Genomic DNA, 14499 nt, shown 5'->3' with positions numbered 1-14499 from the left:
TCCGCAGGAGGTTACTATCGTGCAATCCAAGAATACAGTCCTTTGCGTGGGCGAGCTGCTCATCGATTTCTTCTGCACCGAGGCGGACGTCAGCCTGACTGAAGGCCGGCATTTCGCCAAGCAGGCCGGCGGGGCACCGGCGAACGTAAGTGCAGCCATCGCCCGGCTCGGGGGACGCTCCGCCTTCCTCGGCAAGGTCGGAGCCGATCCCTTCGGCCTCTTCCTGAAGCAGACGCTGGAAGAACAGCACGTAGACACCTCGATGCTGCTGCTTGATCCCGCAGCACCGACCACGCTGGCCTTCGTCTCGCGTTCAGCAAACGGAGAGCGCGACTTCGTGTTCCACCGTGGGGCTGACCGGCTGCTAAGGCTGGAGGAGCTTGACCGGGCAGCTATCCGGGAGACTTCCATGATTCATTTCGGGTCGGCGACTGCCCTGCTGGCCGAGCCCTTCCGCGAAGTGTATATAACGATGATGGATGAAGCGAAGACGAATGGGCATTTCATCTCCTTCGACCCTAATTACCGGGGCGACCTGTGGACCGGGCGACAGGATGAATTCATCGCGCTGTCCAGAGGCGGTATCTCCAAGGCCGATCTGGTGAAGGTCAGCGACGAGGAGCTGCAGATTATTACTGGCGAAGCGGACCGCGATGCCGCCCTTGATCTGCTGCATGAATGGGGAGCGGGAACCGTTGCCGTGACTCTGGGCAAAGACGGCACCCTGATCTCCTCCCCGGATTCCCGCATGCTGATTCCGAGCATTACCGTAGAGTCCATCGATTCCACCGGTGCCGGCGATGCTTTTATCGGGGCTCTGCTCTGCCGGATCAGCCAGCTGGCGCATCCGGCAGACTTTACCCGCAGCGCAGAGCAGCAGAGGGACTTCGTTACCTTCGCCAACCGGGTGGGGGCCATTGTCTGCACCAAGATCGGGGCGATTGCTGCGCTGCCGACACTGGACGAGGTGCGGGCTTTTGCCGGGTAAGCTGCAGAGCGTGATAGTATAGGCATCAAGTCCTGATGCCTGAGTAGTGCAAAAGGTGTTCCTTAGCCGTCTGATTGCAGACGGCCAGGGAACACCTTTTTGTATAGGGAGCTTTATTGCTGCCAGAACCGATGACGGAGAACCGCTGTGGAGCCGCTGCTGAACCAATCATTACCTGCTGTTTTCATCACAGACACAGGAGCGTGGCACGTAATATGATAAGCACAATATCATACGACTGAAGGAGCAGCTTGTGCATGAAAATGAAACAAGAATTCGATCATCTCATGGCGTTTGCCAAGGATTTAATTAATGAGAATCTCGGCTTTTATTACGATATTAATTATGGTTACTTCCAGCCGGAGACCCACCCGATTATAGACTTCATCCGGCTGATCGGCAGACGTATCCAGAGCCAGCTCATGCTGATGCCCGCGCTCTACGGGGAGGTCGATCAGCTGGAGCGGATGTTCTCGGACAACCTCTTCTTTGATGAATGGGCCGAGGTTACGCTCGACGGACGGAGCTTCCACTTCCTGATGCGGCAGATCGACAATAGCAGCAGAATCATCAACCTGGCACGTGACCTCGTCTTCCCCTCCCCCTGGATTCCCCGCAAGCTGCGCGACAGTCTGATCCGCATCGGTGAAGGTACTCTGAACGGAAGCTGGCGGCAGGATAAGGATCATCAGGTTACCTTGTGGCTTCCGATGGGCATCTCCTTCGTTGAAGGCTCAGGACATCATTCCATCACGGCGGGGATCGCCAAGGGTGAAGGGGAGCTCTACCCTACCTCGGTCTATGACATCAGTCTCATCTACGATCACGTATATACCGACGGCAAGTACTACTACAGAACGCATGACCGTTCGATCATCTCCGAGGTTCATTTCGTGGAATGCGCCGCCATCTTTGAGATCGGCCGGATTATGGCGGAGCAGAAGATTATTTTCTGAGGGACCTACAGCATCCCCAGCTCAGCGAAATACTTTCTGCGGCTGGTGAAATAGAAGGCGGTCTGCATGATGAAGAATATACCCGCTATGAGAAAGGCCCGGCCAAGCGGTCCTGCAAGCCCGTAGGTGCCGCTGAGCAGCACGAAGAAATAGTACAGCCCCAACCCAAGACCGCCTGCAGCCGGCAGCATAAAGACGATGGCCAACTCCTTGGAGACGAGCTGGCGCAGCTCCTTCGGGGTTACCCCCAGCCGTTTCAGCGAGACCATGGTTTCCTTCTGCACATCCATCTCGGACCATACTTTGTGATACAGCACCAGACCGGCAGCAATCATGAACAAAGCTCCGAGGAACATAATGATGAAGAATTTGGCTCCGTTTGCCTCCAGCTCACGGGTGAGCAGCTCCCCGCGGAAGACCGGCTGCAGCTCCTCATGCTCTGCCCGCGTCCGGTCCCCGGCATTATGATTCGGCTGGTCAGGTGTCGTCCAGTAAGTCTCATCATAACCGTTGCGTATCCGCAGGTTGTCCACCAGTGCCGCTAAGCCGGCATCACTAAGGTCGCCGCTGAGCAGATGGACCTTCTTCACCTGACCAGCCTGAGCGGCGAGCGCCGCTGCCTTGAGCCGTTCGTAGACAGTGTCGTCCACAACCATGGCTTCCCCGAAAGCGGAGGAAGCCGTTTCAACCGAATTAATAAACGGTTCCGTGACCTCAACGATATCATCAGCATGATATTCCTGAATCACAGCGCCCTGCATAGCCCGCAGCAGCGGCTCCTTTTCTCCGCCCGCCTCCCGTATCTTCTTCTCCGCTTGTTCCGGCGTTATCGTTGCCAGAATCGTATCCGGTATATTAACTTTCTTATGCACCTGGCGCACCCTGGCATTCAGCGACTGTGTCTCCCCAAGCTCATAGGCTGTTCCGAGCAGCCGGTTGAATGCGCTCTCCCCGATGACCATCGACTGTGTATCCCACAGCTCCCAGGCCCCTTTATCCTGCCGGAATTCGGGTATTGCCACGTACTCCAGCGTCTCATTTCGTTCCAGCCTGTCCCCGCTGCCCTTGAACAATGCTGCGATTTCTTCTTCCCCGATGACATTGACCGGACCACTCTCTACGAAGAGAACATCATAGGGGGTGTTCCGCTGAATAGTTTCCCTGGTTGTGGCGTACATGGTATATGTTAATCCGATGAAGAACATGGCCCCGGCAATCAGCAGAGTGACGATGTACAGCGTAGTTGTATAGGAAGCCATGCGGTGACTTAAGTTCGCCATGACCAACAGGTTGTTATTATAAAACCGTCTGAACCGCTTCATAACCGACTTGGCGGTGCTCACTCCCGTTCCGATCATTACATAAGGACAGACCATAGTAAGTACGATGAAGACCACGCAGAGTGCAGTGCTTCGGCCAAACCCGTTGCTCAGCAAGGTTACCGGCAGCAGGACTGCAGAGACAGCAAATATGATCAGCGCAAGCAGGCCCCATCCCGGGCTGTGTTCACCGGCTTCCCGGACATGAGCCGACTTCAGAATCCGCACAACCGGCATTTTACGGATATAGATGAGGTTGAATCCGGCATTTAGAAGGGCAATAACCAGGAAGATCCCGCTCCCTAGGAGCAGACTGCCCGCACTAAGCCCGAACTGCAGCTTGTTCTCCGGCAGAATCTGATTGATGCCCATATAAAATAGCTTGCCGAACACCACACCAGACACCAGTCCGCTAACCAGAGAGACGGCGGCGACGCCCAGATTTTCCAGCAAGAGCAGCTTCGACAGGTCTCTGGTCGTCATGCCGAGCGTGATGTACGTACCGAATTCCCTGCCCCTGTATTTCAGGAAAGAAAAGTTGCTGTAGGTAACAAACACTACCGAGAACAGCACAACTCCGATCAGGGAGAGACGCACAATATCATAGAGTGTGGAATCCCCTACCTGACGCAGAATATCGGGATTATAGAGCAGGCTGCCGAACATGAACAGAATGGCGACAATTAGCGTATTTACGAAATAGAGAGAGACATATTTTTTAACGTTGAACAGGAAGTTCTTGCGGATAATGGCGCGGAACGTCATAACGGCTTCCCTCCGAGCACACTTTGCGCCTCCAGAATTTTATCGAAGAACGGCTTCCGCTCTCCGGCCGTCCGGATCTCGAATTCAAGCTGCCCGTCCCTGATAAAAATCACCCTCCGGCAAAATGACGCCGCAAACGGATCATGCGTCACCATCAAAATGGTGCTTCCCAGCCGTTCATTGAGAGAGGTCAGCATCTCCATCAGTTGATGGGCGGATCGGGAGTCCAGATTCCCCGTAGGCTCATCCGCCAGAATCACCGCCGGATCATTCACTACCGCCCGGGCGGCTGCGGCTCTCTGCTTCTGCCCGCCGGAGAGATGGTAAGGGTACTTGTCCTTCAGCTCCGCAATGCTGAGCAGCGCCATCAGCGGACCCAGCCTGTGCTCAATCTCCTCCGGGCTTCGGCGGTCCAGAATCAGCGGCAGCGAGATATTCTCCTGAAGGGTCAGACTGTCCAGCAGGTTGAAATCCTGAAACACATAACCGAGCCGCTCCCGCCTGAATAGAGCCATCTGATCGTTCGACAGCTTCGTAATGTCCTGCCCGTCAATGATGACTTCGCCGGAGGTAGCCCGGTCTATGCCGGACAGAATATTCAGCAGAGTGGTTTTGCCGCTGCCGCTGGGTCCCATAATCCCGACGAAATCTCCCTGTTCCACAGCGAAGCTGAGCGAATCGAGAGCGGAGACTCCCCGTACCGCCTTGAAGGCGTTATGCACTTTGACTAGCTGATTAATGGTGATGACATCCATTTTTCGTATCCTCCCCTTTACAATCTTATGTTCTAAATAAAGTATAAAGGGGAGCCCCCGGTGCTTGAATGCATTTACCTTTCAGAAGCTTACATTTACGTAAGGTGAATCGTATGTACCCTATACAGTCTTATATTGTGGGGAAAGTGAAGGTGAACTCCGTCCCTATCCCCCGCTTCGAATCCAGCTTGACGGTATGGCCAAGCTTGTCTGCGGTATACTTCACCATGTAGAGGCCGATACCGGTAGCAGAGCGGTACTTCCTTCCATTCTTGCCTGTAAAAAAGGGCTCAAACACCCGCGGCACATCCTCCGGGTCTATGCCTATGCCTTCGTCCCTCACGGTAAGCAACGTTCCGCCCTCCTTGACCAGACCGGTTACAGTTACCGTCCCGCCCTTTAGACTATACTTCACGGCGTTGCTGAGGACCTGCTCCAGCATGAAGCTGCACCATTTCTCATCCGTATAGACCTCCAGATGCTCGTCCACAGCAATCTTCGGATACACTCCCGAATAGATAAACTCCCGTTTGTGCGCATTGACCGATTTCGTCACCACCCTGTGCAGGTTCACCTTCTCCGGTCTGTAATCGCGCGGGAACTCCTCCAGCCGCAGCATATTCAGGCACTCCTCCAGGCTCCGCGTCAGCTTCCCGTTCTCTTCCCGGATATCCTGCAGGGCCTCTTCAGACCCGCTCTCCGCCGCCAGATCAATGACGGACACCGAGACCTTCATATTATGAATCCACTGGGAGAACAAGCGGTTCCGCTCCTTGGCCGAGCTGCCGAGCCGGTAGATCCGTTTGTTATACTCCTCATGAATTTCATTGATAGTGCCAAAAATAAGCCTGTCCGCCACATCCGCAGCATTGATCTCAAGATGCGGGCTGAGCCGTGAATCGGCAAGCTTATCCGTGAATTTGTACAACCGCAGGACAGCAACGGACAGATAGACCACAAGCAGAAACAAGCTTACACCGAGCGGATACAGAATATCATCCACACCATAAAAAACATAAGAAAACAGGATAAGAATCACTGTATTCAGGAGATAGAGCAGAACCATGCCTTTTTTGAGCTGCAGCAGTTCAAAGGTCTGCGTGATCCAAGACATAACCCACTCCCCTTTTGGTCGTAATCAACTGATGGAGCCCGTACTGGCTCAGCTTCTTTTTGATCCGGGTAATATTGACGGTTAGGGTATTGTCATCCACGAAGGTCTGCTCATCCCACAGTGCCTCCAGCAGCTCTTCCCGCGAGAGAATGCCGCCGGCATTCTTCATGAACATCTGCATCAGCAGGAATTCATTCTTGCTTAGCTCAATAACCTGCTCCTTATACTCCAGCTTCATCGTATCGGTATGCAGCTTAAGTCCGCCAACTGTACACGCATTGTGTTCTTCCCGACGGTAGGCCCGGCGCAACACTGCGTTGATCTTGGCGAGCAGAATGCCGATCTTGAAGGGCTTGGTCACATAATCATCCGCCCCGTATTCCATCCCGCGGATCTGTTCACTCTCATCGCTGCGTGCGGAGAGGATGATAATCGGCACCTGCATGGTTTTGCGCAGCACCTTCAGGTAATAGAAGCCGTCGAGGGTCGGCAGATTAATGTCCAGCAGAATCAGCTGCGGCCTGCTTCTCTCCGCCTGTTCGATAATCCGGCTGAAATCACTCACCGTATCCACCGCGAAATGATACGCCAGCAGGTATTCCTGAATGTACTTCTGCAGCTTCAGGTCATCCTCGATAATCAGTATTTTATCCATCTTACGTCGTCTCCCTCGGCACCAGCTGGAACCCCAGCGGCTCCTGCTCTGCCTCTATCCCCTTCAGCTTGCCGAGAATCAGATGCAGCGCGTTCTGTGCCTGGGCGGCAATCGGATTATTAATTGAGGTGATCCCCAGCGTATGGGCGAGCTCCGTGTTGTCGAAGCCGACCACTGCCAGCTCCTCCGGCACCTTCACCTTCAGTCTGCGGGCTTCGCTCAGTACCCCTGCCGCGACCATATCATTGGCGCAGAGGATGGCGTTCGGATGCCCCCCGGGACCCATCAGCAGCCTGCGGATCAGCTCCTCACCCTGCCGGATGGAGTGAATGCCCGTCTGCGACCATTCCGGGTTCACCTCCAGCTGATAGCTGCGGGCAGCATCCCGGTACGCCTGTATCCGCCCGGAGGTATTCATGCTGGTTGGCCGGCCCCAGGCATTGGCAATCCGCGTATAACCCTTTTCAATCAGATGTTCAAGCCCGAGCATATATCCGTCATATTGATTCATGGCTACACTCTGAATCTCAGGAAGCTCCATCCGCTGCCAGGAGACAATCGGCCCGTATTTGCAAAAGGAGCCCAGGAGCGTCTGATCGTTAACGCAGGTACTGATGACCAGCGCATCGACTCTTTTGCGCCGCATATCCTCGAAGGCTTGCAGCTCTTTGGCCGGATCTCCCCCGGAGGTATAGATAATCGTCTGATATCCGTGCCGGCTCGCAGTCTCCACGAAGCTGTTCAGAAAAGGCAGCATCACCTCGTTGATCCCCTCCGTCACCATCCCGATCTGCATGGTCTCCCCTCTGGACAAGGAGATGGCATTGCCGTTCGGCACATAGTCCAGCTCTTCCATGATCTTCAGGATGATCTCCCGCGTTGCCTGGCTCACATGGGGAGAACGATTCAGTACTCTCGATACCGTAGCTTTGGAGAATCCCGACAGTTTAGCGATTTGATCCAGATTCGACATGATGGCTCTCCTTACATATTTTTTCATCTTTATAATAATACTTGACATGTAACGCGTTACAACATTTAGCATGGAATTATAGGACCTATGAACAGCTTACCATATCTGAATCCATAACTAATAAAAGGCGGGATTATCGATGAATACACCATTTCCTGAAGGCTTCCTGTGGGGCGGCGCAGTTGCTGCGAACCAGCTCGAAGGCGCATACAACGAGGACGGCAAAGGCCTGTCCACCCAGGACGTAGCTCCGCAAGGAATCAAGGGCCCCATCACCGAGGTGCCTACCGAAGATAATATGAAGCTGGTCGGCATCGACTTTTACCACCGGTACAAGGAAGATATCAAGCTTTTTGCCGAAATGGGCTTCAAGGTCTTCCGCACCTCGATCGCCTGGTCCCGGATCTTCCCGAACGGTGACGAGCTGGAGCCTAATGAGCAAGGCCTGCAATTCTACGACGACCTGTTCGATGAATGTCACAAATACGGCATCGAGCCGCTCGTGACCCTCTCCCACTACGAAACTCCGCTGCACTTGTCCAAGCAGTATGACGGCTGGGTGAACCGGCAATTAGTCGGCTTCTATGAACGGTATGCCAGAACGGTATTCACCCGCTACAAGAATAAAGTGAAGTATTGGCTGACCTTCAACGAGATCAACTCCATCCTGCACGAGCCGTTCATGAGCGGCGGGATCTATACACCGAAGGAGCAACTCAGCAAGCAGGATCTGTATCAGGCCATTCATCACGAGCTGGTCGCAAGTGCCACAGCAGTCAAAATCGGACATGAGATCAATCCGCAGGCCCAGATCGGCTGCATGATCCTAAGCATGCCAACGTATCCGCTAACGCCTAACCCGGACGATGTCATTGCGGCTATGAAGTCTGAGCATATGAACTACTTCTTCGGGGATGTACATGCGAGAGGTGTATACCCTGGATATATGAAACGTTACTTCAGAGAGAACGGCATTGAGATCCACATGGAGCCTGGAGATGCGGACATCCTCAAGCATACCGTTGACTTTATCTCATTCAGCTACTATGTGAGCATCTGTGAGACTGGAGACCCCAGCAAACGCACACAGGAAGGCAACCTGTTCAGCGGTGCGGCCAATCCATACCTGAAGGCCTCCGAATGGGGCTGGCAGATTGACCCGCAGGGTCTGCGCTATGTGCTCAATATGTTCTATGACCGTTACCAGAAGCCGCTGTTTATTGTGGAGAATGGACTCGGGGCCAAGGATGAGCTGATTACCGGCGAAGACGGCCTGCCGACCGTTAATGACGACTACCGGATTGAATATCTGAATGACCATCTGGTGCAGGTAGGCGAAGCCTTGGAGGATGGTGTTGAGATTATGGGCTACACTTCATGGGGCTGCATTGACCTGGTCAGCGCCTCCACCGCACAGCTCAGTAAGCGCTATGGCTTCATCTACGTAGACCGCCACGACGATAATACCGGAACCCTGGAGCGCTACCGTAAGAAGTCGTTCCACTGGTACAAGGATGTTATTGCTACCAACGGACAGAGCCTGCGGCGCTCAGGCGAATAGAATAGCCCACAATACAGGTTGTCCCGAAAAGTCTTAAAAAGGCTGATTGGGACAGCTTTTTTTGCATATGGGAAGATAACATCTTGCGTTCTTCATGGCTTCAGATACAGGCTGCAAGGCCCATTCCGCCCAGCCTGGATTAGACTGTAGGAATGGTAGCGACAGCGGCCCATTCCGCCGTCTTTGCCTTCCCCTCCCCCGATAACTGAAGATATCAATTTCAGTTGAATACGCCATTAACAAAAAGCGGGAAGAAGTGGAGGGGAAATTTGGAACTGTAGGAGCGATAGCGTCCGCCTTTGTATACGGATTTCAACCGCAAACAGCGGCTTGAATCAAGAAATCTGTATACAACAGCGGCCGAAAGTCCAAATGTTCACCGCAGTCGACGAGTTTAAGCTTTGCGTTTCTGTCATTTCATCTCATATTTCATCTCATATCCCATCTCATATTTATATCTTCACTTATCCCCCTTTACCATTTTGAAACTAATTGCCCGAAAGGTTAAGATATACTAGCCACAGATGAATCCTAAGGAGCGTAACTTGTAATGAACAAATATACCTTCGGCCTCAGCAGCCTCTTATTCTTAAGCCTGATCGCTTCCGGCTGTGGCACCATGAAGACGCCGAGCGATCTGCTTCAAGCCCCGTCACAGGGGAATAGCGACGGCAATCTTACCGGAATCGTCCGCTCTTTTCTACCGGCCAACGCGCATTTAACGGTACCCATCCACTCGGAATCCGGCAGTGCGATTCAATTACAGGACCTGGACAAGGACGGGCAGGAAGAACTCCTGGCCTTCTACAAGACAGACAAAACCGATTACGAAATCAACACCCTCCTCCTCTCACAGCAGAACGGCAATTGGACCAAGCTGGCTAACCTTACCGGGGTGGGCAGCGAATTGAATGAAGTGTCCTTCACAGATGTTACCGGTGACGGAGCGGAGGAACTGCTGCTCGGATACGGCGGCGGGGAGGGATTAAGCAAAGAGCTGGCAGTCTATAGCCTAAGCAGCGGCCAGCTGACCGAACTGCTTAAGCAGCCTTACGACCAGCTGGTCCTTGGCGACCTGACCGGGAGCGGGCATACGGACATTGCCTTGCTTCAGAGCACCTACACCACGGATAACATACGTGAGACCCATCTTCTATTACTCCGGCTCAAGGACGGTACGCTGCAGACCTTATCCGACCAGAAGCTGGACGGTAATGTGATCGAAGCCCAGTTCGGCAAGGCGTCCCCTATACAGGATGCAATCGTCATCGATGCCGCCATTGGCGCACATGCTTCCTATACTTCATTGCTAACTTGGGAAAAAGACAGATTTACTGATATACTGGCAACAGATGATTATCAGCGCACCGCGCTCGCTGCCAGCAAGGATCTGGTGCTGTCTCCGCCGGCTGTCTCTGCTGATCTGCTTGGCAGCAGCAGTATTGCAGTTAAGGACTACCCGCAGTCCAGCCTGGATGTGAACAATGACGGGATCTTGGAGTTCGGCTTCCTGGTACCGCCTGCCGGTACGGAGGGCATGGCTCCCTTGGCGACCCCATTCATCACCAAATATTATCAGTGGGACGGACAGTCCGGCCTGACCTTCGTGCAGGAGCAGTTCGACCGCTGGGGCTTCAACTTCCGTATTCCCAAGTCTTGGGCGGGCCAGACCCTGCTGGAAGTTCCGGGAGAATCACCGCAGCCCTGGGAGAAGCTCCAGTTCAGCTACAAGAATGCCGGATCTGCTGTGAAGGCTCCGCTGCTGGAACTTCGCCTGCTGACGAAGAAGGCCTGGGCTGCCGCAGAGGTCCAGCTGAAGGCTGAGAATAGAGAGTATAAGCTGCTGTATGAGCAAGGGAACTCTAACAATGACACGGAGCCTACCCTGTTCGTTGCCGTAATGCCCGCAGCGGATGCCGCCGGCAAGCTGCAGGGGGCCGATCTGCAGAATTATAATCAGCTGAAGCTGACACTGGATGAAGTCGTTCAGCTGGCCGGTACCCCCCAGAAGCCCCGGCAATAAGAAGGAGAGCTGTTCATGAAAGTGCTGATACTGGAAGATGAGAAGCCGATCCGTGATCTGCTGTGCATCAACCTTAAGCGGGCAGGCTTCGAGATCGCGGAAGCTTCTACCGGTGAAGAAGCGCTGATCATTGCCCGGGAGCAGAGGGATTTCGACATCGCGATTCTCGACCTGATGCTGCCCGGACTTAGCGGATTCGAGGTGTGTACCCTTCTGCGTGCACAGTTCCCCCGGCTGGGAATCATTATGCTCACCGCCAAAAGTCAGGAAATCGACAAGGTCATGGGCCTGGAATCCGGCGCAGACGATTACGTGGTCAAACCCTTCAGTCCGGTGGAGCTGGTTGCCCGGGTGCGCTCGCTCTACCGCCGGATGTATCCGGGAGAGGCGCTGCCGCAGGAGAACCTTATTGAGCTTCCGCCTTTTACTCTGATGCTGGATGAACGGAAATTATTGAAGGACGGGCAGGATATCCCGCTGACCCCAACCGAGTTTATGATCGTTAAGCTGCTGATGGAGCAGCCGAATAAGGCCATGAACCGGGACGATATTCTGACAGCCGTATGGGGGCAGTACTTCATGGGTGATCTTAAGATTGTTGATGTGAATATCAGCCGAATCCGCCAGAAGATCGGACAGGAGTCCTCCGGGCCGCAGTTCCTCGAGACGGTATGGGGATTCGGATATATTTGGAGGGGCTAAGAGTGCTGAAGGGAATCAGGTCCAGACTTATCGTCTATATTACCCTCATGCTGCTCCTAATCGTGCTGCTGCTGGAGGGGGTATTCATTGCCGCTGTTCACTATTATTATCTGGGCAGCGCGATGGAGACATTGAATACAAGGGCCACGACTTCAGCGACCTTTTTCAATAAGTATCTGGAGAGCTATAGCTTGAATGAGCGGGCGCGTTATATTCTGGAGAATATTTCCTCTGAGGAGAGCAGTAAGGTGGAAGTGCTGAGCCCGGCCGGGCAGGTGGTCATTAATTCCTTCGGCTTCTCCAGTACAGAGCAGGTGAATACCCCTGATGTGAGAGCAGCTCTGACCAGCGGCAAAGGAAGCTTTCAGAGCATCAAGCCGGTGAACGGGGAACGAATTATGGCAGTTTCTATTGCGCTGAAGGAGTCGGGGAGTACGATCGGCTTGCTGCGTTACTCGGTCTCGGCAGAGCCTTTATATAACGTTATTCTCAAAATTGCGCTGAATGCAGCCATCGTCGGGCTGCTCGTCATTGGGTTCGGCTTCATGCTCAGCCTGATTATCGCCAAACGGATCGTAGGGCCGATCCAGCAACTGACCGGGGTCGCCAAGGAAATGGCCACCGGTAATTTTGCCGTCCGGGCAGAGAGGCGCTATGACGATGAAGTCGGTACTCTTGCGGTAACGCTGAATTATATGTCAGAGGAAATTCTTAAGAGCGAGAAGCTCAAATATGATTTCATCTCCTCCGTCACCCATGAGCTGCGGACCCCGCTGACCTCTATCAAAGGCTGGGGCGAGACACTGCTGGTCGGTGATTTGTCGGACAGGCAGGAGACACTCCAGGGTCTTGAGGTCATGACCGGAGAGACAGACCGGCTGATCGGCCTGGTCGAGGATCTGCTCGATTTCTCCAAGTTCCAGGCCGGAGAGATCCGCATGGTACGCCAGCCATATGATCTCAGAGGCCTGCTGGAGGATCTGCTGCTGCAGTTCAGATACCGGGGGCAGACGAAGCAGATCCGCCTCTACGCCGACCTTCCCGATCAGCCGCTGCCGGTGGACGGTGATTTCAACCGGTTGAAGCAGGTGTTTGTCAATTTGCTGGATAACGCGTTCAAGTTCACCCCTGCGGAGGGTGAGATCCGCCTTACCGCAGTGCTGGAAGGCGAGCGGATAACCGTCACCGTTGCTGACAACGGCGAAGGCATCGAGGCTGCGGATCTGGCGCAGCTTGGCACCAAATTCTTCAAAGGCCGCTCCCGTCAATCCGGCAGCGGCCTGGGCCTCGCCATCTGCAAAGAGATCATTGAGCTGCATGACGGGCATCTGCGGGTCGAGAGTGAATTCACCAAGGGAACCTCGGTAATTGTAGAGCTGCCGCGCTACGAGGTGGAGCAGCATTTTGCCTCACCAGTGTAACTCTAGCTCTGTATTCCGCTGTGCTTCTATGACTCTATCCGGGCTTGTCCGTTCCCGTGCGCGATTTCTACTACTGGCTGAGTCTCAATAGAGACGTTCCCGGCCACAGCTCTGGAGATCATACAGGAGGCTTCAGCCTTATGTGCCAGCCGCTCAGCCAGCTTGAGCTGCGCCGGTGTCGCATCAGCCTGAAGCACAATGCTAGGCTTATGCAGGATCCGCTCGTATGTGAACACATTATTCGTGACATCTACCGTTGCCTCAGATGCCAGGGTCAGCCCCTCTGGAACAATCTCCGAACGCTCCAGCATCGCAGCCAGGGTAATCAGATAACAGGTCGCTGCTGCGCCCAGCAGCATCTCATCGGGATTCGTGCCGGTTCCCGGTCCGCCCATCTCCTGCGGAATCGATATGACCGTCCGCAGTCCGCCTGCATCGATATGCCCTTCGCTGTTCCTCCCTCCATTCCATACCGCCTTCAGGTGAAAAGGATGCTTCATCTCACTCCGTCCTTTCTTTTCTCCATATCAAATAAGTGCTATTGTCTTGTGTCACTCCCGAAGCTAGATACGTCCGATCCGTCTGGTCTCCAGCCGCTGGTCTGCCTGTCTATACACATGGCAAGTCATCTCCGTCAGATTCACCAGTCCCAGCGACCTTTCTTCAAGTATCGGGTAGGTATTAGATCCCAGATCGCAGTTCATCCTGGCGCCATCACTATAGATCCGTTCAACCGGCGTATGCCCATGAATCACCGGCCTGCCCTTCGTTAAGGCAAGCAGTGCTTCACGCGGCTGGCGGTAGAACTCATATTCTGTCATCCATAGAATCTCCCGGTTCTGCTCCTCCAGAGGCTGCCCTGTATACAGTCCGGCATGTGTATACACATATTCATCATCCTCGAAGTACAACGGCAAAGAATAGGCCCACTCCATCAGCTCCTGCCGTTGATCCGCGTCGGGATAAGCCTGTTTCAGACCCGCTAACGTCTCGCGTCCGCCGTGACTCAGCCAGAGCTTGTCACCGCTGATTATATAGTCCCCCATCATTTCTTCATGATTGCCAATCAGCGCATGGACCTGGCCCGGATGCCGCTCTGTAAGCTGCTTAAGGTAACCAAGCGCTCCAGCCGAGTCCTTCCCCCGGTTGATCATATCTCCGCCGATGACCAGCTGGTCTTTTCCCCAGTCCAATCCAGACTGCCGGAGCAGCAGCTCCAGCCCCTTTTGATCCCCATGGATGTCCGTTATGAAGAATTTGCGCATGA

The 14499-nt window shown here is 54.0% G+C and carries 13 protein-coding genes; 6 read left to right on the top strand and 7 right to left on the bottom strand.

Annotated features, from left to right (window positions below; all coding sequences use genetic code 11):
• The first annotated feature begins 19 nt into the window (after positions 1-19).
• Positions 20-988 (top strand): carbohydrate kinase family protein, encoded by a 969-nt coding sequence (locus tag NST04_RS09245; RefSeq protein WP_341184002.1) that lies wholly within the window; start codon positions 20-22, stop codon positions 986-988.
• Positions 989-1245: 257 nt separating this feature from the next.
• The gene (locus tag NST04_RS09240) at positions 1246-1944 is read left to right on the top strand and encodes a DUF6710 family protein (RefSeq protein WP_341184001.1); all 699 of its coding nucleotides are present in this window, start codon (positions 1246-1248) and stop codon (positions 1942-1944) included.
• 5 nt (positions 1945-1949) lie between these two features.
• Here NST04_RS09240 and NST04_RS09235 read toward each other — a convergent pair whose 3' ends face one another.
• The 5 genes from NST04_RS09235 to NST04_RS09215 form a co-directional block, all read right to left on the bottom strand.
• A complete protein-coding gene (locus NST04_RS09235) occupies positions 1950-4028 on the bottom strand; it encodes an ABC transporter permease (protein ID WP_341184000.1) in 2079 nt (692 codons plus the stop codon).
• Positions 4025-4783 (bottom strand): ABC transporter ATP-binding protein, encoded by a 759-nt coding sequence (locus NST04_RS09230; RefSeq protein ID WP_341183999.1) that lies wholly within the window; start codon positions 4781-4783, stop codon positions 4025-4027. The genes NST04_RS09235 and NST04_RS09230 overlap by 4 nt, the downstream gene beginning before the upstream one ends.
• Before the next feature lie 130 nt (positions 4784-4913).
• A complete protein-coding gene (locus NST04_RS09225; RefSeq protein ID WP_341183998.1) occupies positions 4914-5897 on the bottom strand; it encodes a sensor histidine kinase in 984 nt (327 codons plus the stop codon).
• The gene (locus NST04_RS09220; protein WP_341183997.1) at positions 5872-6552 is read right to left on the bottom strand and encodes a response regulator transcription factor; all 681 of its coding nucleotides are present in this window, start codon (positions 6550-6552) and stop codon (positions 5872-5874) included. The genes NST04_RS09225 and NST04_RS09220 overlap by 26 nt, the downstream gene beginning before the upstream one ends.
• A 1-nt stretch (position 6553) precedes the next feature.
• Positions 6554-7525 (bottom strand): LacI family DNA-binding transcriptional regulator, encoded by a 972-nt coding sequence (locus NST04_RS09215; protein WP_341183996.1) that lies wholly within the window; start codon positions 7523-7525, stop codon positions 6554-6556.
• Positions 7526-7664: 139 nt separating this feature from the next.
• Here NST04_RS09215 and NST04_RS09210 point away from each other — a divergent pair, with 139 nt between their 5' ends.
• From NST04_RS09210 to NST04_RS09195, 4 genes are all read left to right on the top strand, one after another.
• On the top strand, positions 7665-9086 hold the full coding sequence (locus tag NST04_RS09210; RefSeq protein ID WP_341183995.1) for a glycoside hydrolase family 1 protein: 1422 nt from the start codon (positions 7665-7667) through the stop codon (positions 9084-9086).
• A gap of 550 nt (positions 9087-9636) precedes the next feature.
• A complete protein-coding gene (locus tag NST04_RS09205) occupies positions 9637-11109 on the top strand; it encodes a hypothetical protein (RefSeq protein WP_341183994.1) in 1473 nt (490 codons plus the stop codon).
• 15 nt (positions 11110-11124) lie between these two features.
• The gene (locus NST04_RS09200) at positions 11125-11811 is read left to right on the top strand and encodes a response regulator transcription factor (RefSeq protein ID WP_341183993.1); all 687 of its coding nucleotides are present in this window, start codon (positions 11125-11127) and stop codon (positions 11809-11811) included.
• Positions 11812-11813: 2 nt separating this feature from the next.
• On the top strand, positions 11814-13232 hold the full coding sequence (locus tag NST04_RS09195) for a sensor histidine kinase (protein ID WP_341183992.1): 1419 nt from the start codon (positions 11814-11816) through the stop codon (positions 13230-13232).
• 26 nt (positions 13233-13258) lie between these two features.
• On the opposite strand, the gene NST04_RS09190 is transcribed toward NST04_RS09195, so the two are convergent.
• Positions 13259-13732, bottom strand: coding sequence for an OsmC family protein (locus NST04_RS09190; protein ID WP_341183991.1), 474 nt, complete (start codon positions 13730-13732; stop codon positions 13259-13261).
• Between the two features lie 63 nt (positions 13733-13795).
• A complete protein-coding gene (locus NST04_RS09185; protein WP_341183990.1) occupies positions 13796-14497 on the bottom strand; it encodes a metallophosphoesterase in 702 nt (233 codons plus the stop codon).
• Positions 14498-14499: the final 2 nt, after the last annotated feature.

It is taken from the genome of Paenibacillus sp. FSL H7-0756 (assembly GCF_038006765.1).
In the GTDB taxonomy this organism is placed as follows: Bacteria; Bacillota; Bacilli; order Paenibacillales; family Paenibacillaceae; genus Paenibacillus_AQ.
This window is presented reverse-complemented; position numbering and strand designations above follow the sequence as displayed.

What these genes read in the sequence shown, in the direction of transcription:
- NST04_RS09240 (WP_341184001.1), top strand. Translation starts at nt 1,246, where the DNA reads ATGAAAATGAAACAAGAATTCGATCATCTCATGGCGTTTGCCAAGGAT.
- NST04_RS09235 (WP_341184000.1), bottom strand. Translation starts at nt 4,028, where the DNA reads ATGACGTTCCGCGCCATTATCCGCAAGAACTTCCTGTTCAACGTTAAA.
- NST04_RS09230 (WP_341183999.1), bottom strand. Translation starts at nt 4,783, where the DNA reads ATGGATGTCATCACCATTAATCAGCTAGTCAAAGTGCATAACGCCTTC.
- NST04_RS09225 (WP_341183998.1), bottom strand. Translation starts at nt 5,897, where the DNA reads ATGTCTTGGATCACGCAGACCTTTGAACTGCTGCAGCTCAAAAAAGGC.
- NST04_RS09220 (WP_341183997.1), bottom strand. Translation starts at nt 6,552, where the DNA reads ATGGATAAAATACTGATTATCGAGGATGACCTGAAGCTGCAGAAGTAC.
- NST04_RS09215 (WP_341183996.1), bottom strand. Translation starts at nt 7,525, where the DNA reads ATGTCGAATCTGGATCAAATCGCTAAACTGTCGGGATTCTCCAAAGCT.
- NST04_RS09210 (WP_341183995.1), top strand. Translation starts at nt 7,665, where the DNA reads ATGAATACACCATTTCCTGAAGGCTTCCTGTGGGGCGGCGCAGTTGCT.
- NST04_RS09205 (WP_341183994.1), top strand. Translation starts at nt 9,637, where the DNA reads ATGAACAAATATACCTTCGGCCTCAGCAGCCTCTTATTCTTAAGCCTG.
- NST04_RS09200 (WP_341183993.1), top strand. Translation starts at nt 11,125, where the DNA reads ATGAAAGTGCTGATACTGGAAGATGAGAAGCCGATCCGTGATCTGCTG.
- NST04_RS09190 (WP_341183991.1), bottom strand. Translation starts at nt 13,732, where the DNA reads ATGAAGCATCCTTTTCACCTGAAGGCGGTATGGAATGGAGGGAGGAAC.
- NST04_RS09185 (WP_341183990.1), bottom strand. Translation starts at nt 14,497, where the DNA reads ATGCGCAAATTCTTCATAACGGACATCCATGGGGATCAAAAGGGGCTG.